The organism is uncultured Cardiobacterium sp., assembly GCF_938028825.1.
Taxonomy (GTDB): Bacteria; Pseudomonadota; Gammaproteobacteria; order Cardiobacteriales; family Cardiobacteriaceae; genus Cardiobacterium.
Genome location: NZ_CALIZP010000070.1, coordinates 1 through 11101, shown reverse-complemented (window position 1 = coordinate 11101; position 11101 = coordinate 1). Strand labels below are relative to the sequence as shown.

The following is an 11101-nucleotide window of genomic DNA, read 5'->3' as shown; positions in this document are numbered from 1 at the left end:
AGGGTGTTGGGACTGATGCGGTGCCTGGCCGCCACTTCGCGATAGGTGCTATCTTAAAGTTCTGCAAGGATTTTTTTACGAATATGGGCTGGATAGGTCATGATTTTTATGGTTACTGTTTTTTTGCTATTTAACTATATCACCCTGCGGGGGCGTTTCTCTAATACAAGGGCGGGCTTCAGCCCGCCGGAATCATGCGGCTGGCGGGCTGAAACCCGCCCTGCGAACGTCGTTTTATTTCCTGGAATTGGTATCAGGGCGGATTTCGGTGAGGCCGCCCATGTAGGGGATGAGTGCTTCCGGAATGGTGATGCTGCCGTCGGCGTTCTGGTAGTTTTCGAGGATGGCGACGAGGGTGCGGCCGACGGCGAGGCCGGATCCGTTCAGGGTGTGTACCGGCTGCGGTTTTTTGCTGTCTTGCGGACGGTAGCGCGCCTGCATCCGCCGCGCCTGGAAGTCGCCGCAGTTGCTGCATGAGCTGATTTCGCGGTATTTGCCCTGCCCCGGCAGCCACACTTCGAGGTCGTAGGTTTTGGTCGCCGAGAAGCCCATGTCGCCGGTGCAGAGGAGGACGACGCGGTAGGGCAGGTTGAGTTTTTGCAGGATGGTTTCGGCGTTGGCGGTGAGTTTTTCCAGTTCGTCGAAGCTGGTTTCGGGGGCGACGATTTTCACCATTTCGACTTTTTCAAACTGGTGCTGGCGGATCATGCCGCGTGTGTCTTTGCCGTGCGCGCCCGCCTCCGAGCGGAAGCACGGGGTCTGCGCGGTGATGTAGAGCGGCAGGTCGGCTTCGTCGAGGACGGTGTCGGCGACGAGGTTGGTGAGGCTGACTTCGGCGGTCGGGATGAGGTAGAAGGCGCGTTCGCCGAGGGCGGTTTTGAAGAGGTCTTCTTCAAATTTGGGCAGTTGCCCGGTGCCGAAGAGGGTTTGCGCGTTGGCGAGGTAGGGGACGTACATTTCGGTGTAGCCGTGTTCGCGCGTGTGGGTGTCGAGCATGAACTGGGCGATGGCGCGGTGCAGGCGGGCGAGGCCGCCGCGCAGGACGGTGAAGCGCGCGCCGGCGATTTTTGCGCCGTCGTCGAAGTCGAGGCCGATGTGTTCAAGGTCGGCGTGCTCTTTCGGCGGGAAGTCGAAGACGCGCGGCGAACCCCAGCGGCGTACTTCGACGTTGTCGTTTTCGTCTTTGCCAACCGGCACGCTCTCGTGCGGCAGGTTGGGCACGGCGGCAAGCAGGGCGTCCAGCGCGTTCTGGATGGCGGCGTATTCTTGTTCGCTGGCTTGTTGCTGACCGTCCAGCGCGCCGACTTCGGCCATCAGTGTCGAGGTGTCTGCGCCGTTGCGCTTGGCTTGGCCGATTTGTGCGGAGAGGGTGTTGCGCCGTGCTTGCAGTTGTTCGGCGGCGACTTGCGCGGTTTTGCGCGCTTCTTCGAGGCGCCGGTATTCGGCGAGCGGGAATTCGTAGCCGCGTGTCGCCAGGCGCGCGGCGATGGCGGCGGCGTCCTGACGCAGGAGTTTGCTGTCTATCATGGGGTGTTCCTTTATTTTGCGGTGAGGTTCTGTTGCTCAACGTGGGCGACGGTGTTGTCGGCGGTGTAATACACGACGAGGCGGCGGGTGAAGGTGTGCTTGCTGTCGCCCGCGAAGTAGCGGTAGAGGTAGTTGGCGCGGTCGGGGTGGAAGGGGTCAACCAGTTGCGGCGTGCCGAGGAGGCGCTCGACTTCGGTGCGCGGCATGCCCTGCCGGATGCGGGCGATGTCGGCGTCGGAATAGACGTTGCCCTGGATGACGTCGGTTTTGTAGAGGAACGGGGTGTAGCTGCGGCAGGCGCCGAGGGCGAGGGCGAGCAGGCAGAGGGTGGCAATGCGCATGGTGGTTCCTGTGTTGGTCGAAGCGTGCATTATATATGGGCGGTCTGATGAAGCCATAGGTGCGGCGCTTGCGGCAACGTGCGGAAATGTCTGTTTTTCCCGCCGTTTTCCCATCGGGAAACGGCGGGATGGCAGGCTCAGGCGGTGCGTGCCAGGACGGCGTGCAGGGTGGTGATGAGGGTGTCGATGTGTTCGCGTTCGATGATGAGCGGCGGTACGAAGCGCAGGACGTTGCCCGCCGTGCAGTTGATGATCAGCCCTTCGTGCAGGCAGGCATCGACCACGGCGCGCCCGTCATGGTGCAGTTCGAGACCCTGCATCAGGCCGAGGCCGCGCACATCGCGCACGTGTTTTGGGTAGGCGGCACGCAGGCGGTCGAGGCCGGTGCGCAGGTAATCGCCCATGACGCGGACATGGTGCAGGAAGTCCGGTGCGGCGATGGTGTCCATGACGATGTTGGCGGCCGCGCAGGCCAGCGGGTTGCCGCCGAAGGTGGTGCCGTGGTCGCCGACGGTGAAGGCCGCCGCCGCTGCATCCGTGGCACAGAAGGCGCCGATGGGCACGCCGCCGCCGAGGCCTTTGGCCAGGGTGACGATGTCGGGGCGGATGCCGAAGGCTTCGTAGGCGAAGAAGCTGCCGCAGCGCCCCACGCCGCTCTGGATTTCGTCGAGGATGAGCAGGGCGCCGTGTGCGTCGCAGAGTTGCCGCACGCGGCTGAGGTAGTCGCGCGTGGGGACGTGTACGCCGCCTTCGCCCTGCACGGTTTCGAGCAGTACGGCGCAGGTGTTGCCGTCCATCGCCGCCGCCAGCGCGTCGCCGTCGCCGTAGGGGACGTAGCGGAAGCCCTCCGGCAGCGGGCCGAAGCCTTCCCGGTATTTGGGCTGACCGGTGGCGGTGAGGGTGGCGAGGGTACGGCCGTGGAAGCTGGCGGTGGCGGTGATGATCGTGGTTTTGCGCGGGTCGCGGCGGTATCCGTATTTGCGCGCCAGTTTGATGGCGCCTTCGTTGGCTTCCGCGCCGGAATTGGCGAAGAAGGCTTTGTCGAGGCCGCTCAGGGCGGTCAGCCGTTCGGCGGCTTCGGCCTGGGCGGCGGTGTAGTAGAGGTTCGAGCAGTGGATGAGCCGCGCCGCCTGTGCCGCGATGGCGGCCACCAGCGGCGGGTAGGCGTGGCCGAGGACGTTGACGGCGATACCGGCAAGGAAGTCGAGGTAGCGTCTGCCTTCGCTGTCGTAGAGGTAAACGCCGTCACCGTGGTCGAGGATGAGGGGGTAACGTTTGAAGACGGGCAGGTAGTGCCGCGCGTCCCGGTCGTAGATGGCATGGTGCATGGGGACTCCTTAGGGTTCGAGTTGGGTGCCGATACCGGCCGAGGTGAAGAGTTCGAGGATGATGGCGTGTTCGAGGCGGCCGTCGATGATGTGCGCCTTGTGCGCACCGCCGGTGAGTGCGCTCAGGCAGGCTTCCACTTTGGGGATCATGCCGCCGCCGATGGTGCCGTCGGCTATCCACGCCCGCGCTTCGTCGGCACGCAGGGTGGAGACGGGGCCGGCGGGGTCATTGATGTCGCGGTAGATGCCGGCGACGTTGGTGAGCAGCAGCAGTTTTTCGGCACGCAATGCGCCGGCCAGCGCGGCGGCGACGGTGTCGGCGTTGATGTTGTAGGTTTCGCCCGCCGTGCCGCAGCCGATGGGCGCCACCACCGGCACGTAATCGCGTGCCAGCAGGTCTTCGATGAGGCCGGTGTCGATGTGCGCCACGCTGCCGACGTAGCCGATGTCCACGCTCCGGGTGCCGCCGTCGGCATCATGGACGGTGCCCGCTTTTTTCCGGGCGCGGATGAAGTGGGCGTCTTTGCCGGAAAGGCCGACGGCGCGCACGCCGTGGCGGTTCAGGCCATCAACGATGGCGGAGTTGATTTTGCCGACCAGCACCATTTCGGCGATGGCGGCGGTTTCGGCGTCGGTGATGCGCAAGCCGCCGATGAAGTCGCTTTTTTTGCCGACCCGTTCCAGCCAGGCGGTGATGTCCGGCCCGCCGCCGTGGACGATGACGGGGCGGATGCCGACATATTTCATCAGGGCGATGTCGGCCATCACTTTGCCGGTGATGTCGTCGCCGGTCATGGCGTTGCCGCCGTATTTGACGACGACGGTTTTGCCGGCGAAGGCGCGGATGTAGGGCAGGGCTTCGGCGAGGATGCCCGCCTTGTTTTGTGCTGTCTGCATGGGGCCTCCTCAGGTGCGGTATTCGCCGTTGATTCTGATGTAATCGTAGGAGAAATCGCAGCTCCACACGGTGGCCGTGGCATCGCCGTCGCCAAGATCGATGGTCAGGGTGATTTCCCGCTCCTGCATGACGCGGCGCAGGGCGCCCTCGTCGCATGCCGGGCCGATGCCGTCGCGATAGACGGTGATGCCGCCGAAGGCGATGCTTACCCGCGCCGGATCCAGCGGCACACCGGCATAACCCACGGCGGCGGCGACGCGGCCCCAGTTGGGATCCCCGCCGAAGAAGGCGGTTTTCACCAGCGGCGATTTGGCGACACTCATCGCCACCTGCTTGGCGGCGGCAAAGTCGCGCGCCCCGCCGACACGGATGGTGAGGAATCTGGTCGCGCCTTCGCCGTCAGCGGCGATGCGTTGCGCCATGTCGGCACAGAGGTCGTGCAGGGTGGCGCGGAAGCGGCGGTAATCGTCGCCCCTGTCGGTGATTTCGCTGTTGCCTGCCGCGCCGTTGGCCAGCACCACCACCATGTCGTTGGTGCTCATGTCACCATCAACGGCGATCATGTTGAAGGTGGTTTCCGTCACCCCGCGCAGCGCTTCCTGCAACAGCGCCGGGGCAATGGCCGCATCGGTGCTGATGAAGCAGAGCATGGTCGCCATGTCGGGCTGAATCATGCCCGAGCCTTTGGCGATGACGCCGAAGCGCACTGTTTTGCCGCCCAGTTCGATTTCCGCCGTCGCGGTCTTCATGCAGGTATCGGTGGTCATGATGGCTTCCGCCGCCGCGCCGCCGTCAGCGGGGGAGAGTGTCGCCACCGCCGCGTCGATGCCCGGGCGCAACTTGTCCATGGGCAGCGGTTTGCCGATGACGCCGGTGGAGGCCACCACCACTTCGTCGGCACGGCAGCCGAGGCGTCCGGCGGTGTGGGCCGCCATGTCGCGGGCGTCCTCAATCCCCCGGGCGCCGGTGCAGGCATTGGCCACGCCGGAATTGGCAATGATGGCGCGTGCCCGCCCGTCGGCCACGGCCTCGCGAGCCACCAGCACCGGTGCGGCGGCCATCAGGTTACGGGTAAACACGGCGGCCGCTGCTGCCGGATAATCCGAATAAATCAGGGCGACATCTTTCCTGCCGCTTTTCTTGATACCGGCGCTGACCCCGGCGGCGCGGAAGCCCCGGGGAAAAGTAATGTCGGTTGGTGTCCGGTCGTTGGAAAACATGGGGTTCCTCTCTATGGTTGGTTCAGGGATAAAGCGGGATGTGGCCGAGGCCGGTGTCTTCGGCGAAGCCGCAGGCGATATTGAAATTCTGCACTGCCTGCCCCGCCGCGCCTTTGACCAGATTGTCGATGGCCGACAGCACGATGACGCGGCCGCTGCGCGGATCGAGATGCCAGCCGATGTCGCAGAAATTCGCGCCGCGTACCGCCTTTGTCGTCGGATAGCCGTTGCGCCCGAGCAGGCGGATGAACGGTTCCGCACCGTAGCACCCGGTAAAAGCGGCATCCACCGCATCCGCACTCACGCCCGGGCGCAGTGTGGCATAGCAGGTGGCGAGGATGCCGCGCACCATCGGCAGCAAATGCGGCGTGAACGACACCACCTGCGTTTCCCCGGACAACCCCGTCAGCGCCTGCTCGATTTCCGGCGTGTGGCGGTGTCCGGCAACGCCGTAGGCCTTGAAGCTGTCATAGATTTCGGGGAAATGATTGGCCGCCGTGGCCGCCCGCCCCGCCCCTGATACCCCCGAAGCGGCGTCGATGATGATGGAGCCCGTCTGTACCAGCCCCGCCTGCACGAGCGGTGCCAGCGCCAGAATGGCGGCGGTGGGATAACAACCGGCATTGCCGATAATCCGCGCATTGCGGATGGCCTCCCGCTGCCATTCGGCAAGGCCATAGGCGCGCGCGGCATTGCCGTGTTCATGGGGCAGGCCGTACCACTGCGTATATACCGCCGGATCGTCGAAGCGGTAATCGGCGCCCAGATCGATGATGCGCACGGGCAGATGCGCCACCGCCTTGCCCAGCTTCATTGCATGACCGTGCGGCAGGGCGACAAACAGCACCTCCGAATCGGCGGCGATGTCCGCAGCGGCGGCCATCGGCTCCAACACCAGCGGACAGCGCCTGCGCAGATGCGGATATACCACCGCCGGGAACTCGCCGGCATGGCTCTCCGAGGTGATATGGACAATTTCCGCCTGCGGATGCGCGGCAAGAATACGCAGTAATTCTGCGCCAACGTAGCCGGTTGCACCAATAATGCTGACTCTCATGGTTATTTTCTCCCCTCATGTAGTGATTTATAGAATTAAAGCCAAGTTCGCGATTACACCCGAAACAGGCCGAAATAGCAACCGGGGCGCCCGTCCCGCGCGGACAATGACAACGCGGGGAAATACGCCCGCAGGGCATATTGCGCGAACCTTGCCGTTTATTTAGAATGATGCCTTTCTTTTATATAAGATATTGAGATACAAATAAAAATAAAGCATTTCCTGCTGGCGGCGGCTGTCGTCGCCATGACCACTGCCGCCACCGCCGATGACGGCATCTGGACCATCTCTACCCCGCAGGCGGACGGCAAATACCCGCTGCGTCGCGATGCCGCCTACCAGGACGACATCATCACCACCCACACCCGCCAAGCACGCATCCGCGACGACAGCCAGATGAGCACCGTGGCAGGGCGTTATCGCGGCTTGCCCGGCGTGTTCAGCTACGGGCGGCGCCTCTATCAGGCGGAGACCAACGACCGCAACCCCACGGCGGGTTTCTTCCGCGCCAACGGCCGCCGCATCGACGCGCACAGCGGCGCGACCCGCCATAGCGGCAGCAGCGACTACACCATCAGCTACGCCACCGTGAACATCGACGCCCGCATCGAGGGCAACGGCTTCACCGGCGGCGACCGGCAACCTGTACGCAGCAAAGGCCATTTCTATGGCGCAAACGCCGCCGAACTGGGCGGCATCTTCTACGACAGCCGTCAGGAAGTCAGCGGCAGCTTCGGCGCGAAAAAAGACGACACCGCGCCGCAACCGCCTGCGCCGCCCGTCCCGCCTGTTCGCGACGACGGCATCTGGCGCGCGAGCGGCACAGCGCAGAACCCGCTGCCGCAAGGCGTGTACCGGGGCAACGTCCTGCAAACCGCCGTCAACCGCCCGCAAAGCACCGACGCCGCGCAAATCGGCACTATCGCCGGACAATACGCCGCCTACCCCGGCGTCTTCGACTACCGGGGCGAACAGTACATCGCGCAAAACGAGCCCTCGACCCGGCAGAAAGATGTGCGCCTCTACAAAACCGCAGCTATGCCGAATTTGCCGTGAGTGGCACTGACAATCGCGACAACTACTTCGGCTACCTCGTGAATGCAGGAAACAGTACCTCGCGCCATATCACCATCTTCAGCCAGAGGCGTCTCACCGAAAACATGCCCACCGGCGGCAGCGCCGAATACAAAGGCGAAGCCGTGCTGGGGTGGGGCGAATGGCTGACCACCGGCCACGCCCGACTCAGCGCCGATTTTGCCGCCAAGACCCTGCATGGCCGCATCGAAAGCGAGGCGCGCACCATCGGGCGCCAAGTCGCCGACGCTTACAGCGGCGCAACCCGCCCCTGCCAACCGCGCGACCAAACAGAAACCATCCACTTCGACCCCGTCACCATTGACGCCCACATCGACGGCAACGCATTCAGCACCGGAGCGGACAGCATCGTGCGCAGCAAAGGCCATTTCTACGGCGAAGGAGCGGCGGAAGTCGGCGGCATCTTCTACGACAGCCGTCAGGAAGTCAGCGGCAGCTTCGGCGCGCAAAAACAGTAAGCCTCGTGCTGCCGCAGCGGTAGTCGCATCGCGGGAAAGGATAAGGGGGCAGGGCCGGGATGAAGCCCGCCCTGCGGCAAGTATCAGACGATGCCTGCCGTCCGCCAGGCGAGGAGTTCGTCGGCGCTGATGACGCAGACGCCTGCGCCGCCGTGTGCGAGTTCGGCCCAGTCAAAGGCGGCAGCGGGGTAGGCGTCTTCAAGGTTTTGCCCGCTCATGCCGACTTCGAGCACGAGCAGGCCGCGTTCGCTCAGGTAATCACCCGCGTCATGCAGCAGGCGGCGGGTGAAGTCGAGGCCGTCGGTGCCGGAGATGAGGGCATGGCGCGGTTCGTGCCGGTATTCGGCGGCGATGTCGTCCATTTCGCTTTCTTCGACGTAGGGCGGGTTGCAGAGGATCCAGTCGATGCCGCCGGTCGCTTCCCGATAGGTCGCGCCTTGCGCGCGCGCGGCAGCGGCATCAACGCCGTAGAGTTCGGCGATGGCGGCGTCCAGCGCGGCAAGGCCGTCGCCTTGCAGGAGCGGGATGCTGTCGCCGAGGCGGTAGCGGGCGAGGTTTTTCGCCGCGACGGCGAGGGCGTCCGCATCAATGTCGGCGAGGATGACGTCGGCCTGCGGCTGGTGGATTTGCGCGAGGATACCGATGCAGCCGCTGCCGCAGCAGAGGTCGAGGATGGTTTCCGGCGCGTCGCCCTGCCACCACGGGCCGAGGCCGCGTTCGATGAGCTCGGCGATGGGCGAGCGCGGGATGAGGACGCGTTCGTCCACATAGAATTCGTAGCCGCCGTAGAGGGTGCGGTGGGTGAGGTAGGGCACGGGAATGCGGTCGTTGATGCGGCGATCAAGCGCTGTTTGCAGGGCGGCAATTTCGTCGGCGGTGAGGCGGGCGGGGAAGTAGGCGGGATTGAGATCGTAGGGCAGATTGAGCAGGCCGAGGACGAGGGCGGCGGCTTCGTCAAGCGGGGTGTCGGTGCCGTGGCCGTAGGCGATGTCGGCACAGGCGAGGCGGCTTGCGGCGTAGCGGATCCAGTCGAGCAGGGTGCTGAGGTGTTGCATGGGAGCCTTTTTGTTAGAATGCGGGCTTGTTTTTTCGCATTTTTTTGTCGGTTTTGCAAGGCGACGGCGACGGAGTTTCCGGCCGCTGTACGAGGGAGTTTTTTATGCGTTTTTGTTGGTCTGTGGTGCTTTCGGCGTCGTTTGTGCTCGCAGCGTGCAGTAGTGCGATTGATGAGCGGGGGTTTTCGTATGATCCCTGGGAACCGTTTAACCGCAAGGTGTCTGTGTTTAATGACACGCTGGATACGTATTTGTTGAAGCCGATTGCCAGGGGTTATGACGTGGTAACGCCGCAGCCGGTGAAGTCCGGCGTGAGTAATTTTTTCGGCAATCTGGATGATATGGGCTCGTTCTTGAATAGCGTGTTGCAGTTGGAGTTCCGCAAGTCGTTGCAGATTCTGGCGCGGGTGATTGATAACACGGTGTTTGGCCTGGGCGGGCTGTTTGATGTCGCCACGCCGATGGGGAATCCGAAGATCAGCGAGGATTTCGGCAAGACGCTGGCGCATTATGGGGTGAAGTCGGGGCCGTTTGTGGTGCTGCCGTTCTTCGGGCCGTCAACGGTGCGCGATGGTGTCGGGCGGGCGGTCGATTTGCGGGTCACGGCACCGCTGCGTTATGTGCGCGATGACAAGGTGTTCTGGTCGCTCACCGGGGTGAATGTGGTGCAGTCTCGTGCCGCGCTGTTGCCGCTGGAAAAGACGATGAATGAAGCGGGCAGCGATAAGTATTCGCTGATGCGCGATGCGTGGTTACAGTACCGCTTCGGTCAGGTGACGGGCGAGTTGCGCAGCAAGGGCGAGCAGGATGCGCTTGATGATGTGTTCCGGCAGGAGCAGGAGCAAGCCGGTGAGCAGGCTCAGTAAGCAGCAGCAACGCCGCATTGTCGCGCAACGCGAGAACAGGCTCGCGGCGCAGGAGGCGGGCAATGTGGCCACGGTGGTCTGTCATCTCGGCTATCACCTGGTGCTGGAACGCGACGGGATGCTGTTTGCAGCGGATTGGCGGCGGCAGAGCGGTGATGTGGTATGCAATGATCAGGTGCTGGTGCAGTGGGCCGGTGGGCGGGCGGTGGTGGAAGCGGTGCTGCCGCGCCGTAACGTGTTTTGTAAATGGCAGGGCAGGGGATGCAAGGCAGTTGCCGCGAATCTGGATCAGTTGCTGGTGGTGATTGCGGTTGAACCGGCGTGGCAGGAAAACCTGGTTGACCGTTATCTGATTGCCGCCCGGCAGGCAGGGATTACCGCTGCCATTTTGCTGAACAAGCTGGATTTGCTGGAAGAGGCGGGCCAGGTCGCATTGAGAGAGCGTCTAGTCCCTTATGTTGATTTGGCTGTGCCGGTGTTTTATGCGAGTGTGGCCGATGGCAGCTTGCCGCCGGAGTTGCAGCAGTGGCTGCGAGGGCGGCAGACCATGTTGTGCGGGCAGTCGGGGGTGGGAAAGTCCAGCCTGATTCGCGCGCTTAAGCCGGATGTGGATGTGTGGGTGCGGGCGATTTCGGATGCAACCGGGCATGGGCGGCATACGACGACCAATCTGCGCCGCTATCCACTCGATGAGAAGAGTGCGCTGATCGATACGCCGGGCGTGCGCGGGTTGGGTCTCCATCATCTTGATCATGAGGCCATTCTGCGCGGTTTCCCCGATATTGCCTGGCTTGTCGCTCGTTGCCGCTTCGCCGATTGCAATCACCGCACCGCGCCCGATTGTGCCGTGCTCGCTGCATTGGAGAGTGGCAATATTCATGCGGCGCGTTATCACAGCTTTTTGCAGCTTTGGGATGAACGAACATGACTTATGAAGAACGTCTGGCAGCGATTGAAGAGATTACCGACCAACTGGAAACAGGCGGGTTGGGATTTGAAGCATTGTTGAATACTTATGAGAGGGGCGTCATCCTGCTTCGTGAGTGCCAACAACAGATGAATGAAGCGGAACAACGTTTGCAGGTTTTGGGTCCACTCGTCGGAGAAGATGGGGAAGAAGCGGTGGAAGAGGAGGATGAAATACTGCTGCCGTACGTTGATAAGTACGAAGAAGACGTAGAAGAGTAAAAAGTTGGGAAATAATTTCCTTCTAAAACAGCAGTTAACGAAAAATCTGGTAAAATATTTGCGAAAGG

12 protein-coding genes are annotated in these 11101 nt (G+C 63.1%); 5 read left to right on the top strand and 7 right to left on the bottom strand.

Annotated features, from left to right (window positions below; genetic code table 11):
• Nucleotides 1–234: 234 nt before the first annotated feature.
• The 6 genes from serS to argC all read right to left on the bottom strand — a co-directional run bounded on the left by serS (nt 235) and on the right by argC (nt 6371).
• Nucleotides 235–1527 (bottom strand): serine--tRNA ligase, encoded by a 1293-nt coding sequence (serS, locus tag Q0562_RS10455; RefSeq protein ID WP_298644159.1) that lies wholly within the window; start codon nt 1525–1527, stop codon nt 235–237.
• An 11-nt stretch (nt 1528–1538) separates the two neighbouring features.
• Nucleotides 1539–1868 (bottom strand): outer membrane protein assembly factor BamE, encoded by a 330-nt coding sequence (gene bamE / locus Q0562_RS10450; protein ID WP_298644157.1) that lies wholly within the window; start codon nt 1866–1868, stop codon nt 1539–1541.
• A gap of 137 nt (nt 1869–2005) precedes the next feature.
• Entirely contained in the window at nt 2006–3196 is a 1191-nt protein-coding gene (locus Q0562_RS10445) for an acetylornithine transaminase (RefSeq protein ID WP_298644155.1), read from the bottom strand.
• A gap of 9 nt (nt 3197–3205) precedes the next feature.
• Nucleotides 3206–4093, bottom strand: coding sequence for an acetylglutamate kinase (gene argB / locus Q0562_RS10440; protein WP_298644153.1), 888 nt, complete (start codon nt 4091–4093; stop codon nt 3206–3208).
• A gap of 9 nt (nt 4094–4102) precedes the next feature.
• On the bottom strand, nt 4103–5314 hold the full coding sequence (argJ, locus tag Q0562_RS10435; protein ID WP_298644151.1) for a bifunctional glutamate N-acetyltransferase/amino-acid acetyltransferase ArgJ: 1212 nt from the start codon (nt 5312–5314) through the stop codon (nt 4103–4105).
• Nucleotides 5315–5336: 22 nt separating this feature from the next.
• Complete coding sequence (argC, locus tag Q0562_RS10430; protein ID WP_298644149.1) at nt 5337–6371, bottom strand: N-acetyl-gamma-glutamyl-phosphate reductase; 1035 nt, start codon at nt 6369–6371, stop codon at nt 5337–5339.
• Nucleotides 6372–6617: 246 nt separating this feature from the next.
• Here argC and Q0562_RS10425 point away from each other — a divergent pair, with 246 nt between their 5' ends.
• Nucleotides 6618–7427: a transferrin-binding protein-like solute binding protein gene (locus Q0562_RS10425; RefSeq protein WP_298644147.1), complete on the top strand. Its 810-nt coding sequence runs from the start codon at nt 6618–6620 to the stop codon at nt 7425–7427.
• Nucleotides 7424–7924: a transferrin-binding protein-like solute binding protein gene (locus tag Q0562_RS10420; RefSeq protein ID WP_298644145.1), complete on the top strand. Its 501-nt coding sequence runs from the start codon at nt 7424–7426 to the stop codon at nt 7922–7924. The genes Q0562_RS10425 and Q0562_RS10420 overlap by 4 nt, the downstream gene beginning before the upstream one ends.
• An 83-nt stretch (nt 7925–8007) precedes the next feature.
• Here the strand turns inward: Q0562_RS10420 and Q0562_RS10415 are convergent, their stop codons facing one another.
• Entirely contained in the window at nt 8008–8979 is a 972-nt protein-coding gene (locus Q0562_RS10415; RefSeq protein WP_298644143.1) for a HemK family protein methyltransferase, read from the bottom strand.
• 26 nt (nt 8980–9005) lie between these two features.
• Between Q0562_RS10415 and Q0562_RS10410 the strand changes: the two genes are divergently transcribed.
• From Q0562_RS10410 to xseB, 3 genes are read left to right on the top strand one after another with little or no spacing between them, the layout of a single operon-like run.
• A complete protein-coding gene (locus Q0562_RS10410) occupies nt 9006–9845 on the top strand; it encodes a VacJ family lipoprotein (protein ID WP_298644141.1) in 840 nt (279 codons plus the stop codon).
• Nucleotides 9829–10773 (top strand): ribosome small subunit-dependent GTPase A, encoded by a 945-nt coding sequence (rsgA, locus tag Q0562_RS10405; RefSeq protein ID WP_298644139.1) that lies wholly within the window; start codon nt 9829–9831, stop codon nt 10771–10773. The genes Q0562_RS10410 and rsgA overlap by 17 nt, the downstream gene beginning before the upstream one ends.
• Entirely contained in the window at nt 10770–11033 is a 264-nt protein-coding gene (gene xseB / locus Q0562_RS10400; protein ID WP_298644137.1) for an exodeoxyribonuclease VII small subunit, read from the top strand. The genes rsgA and xseB overlap by 4 nt, the downstream gene beginning before the upstream one ends.
• The last annotated feature ends 68 nt before the right edge of the window (nt 11034–11101 follow it).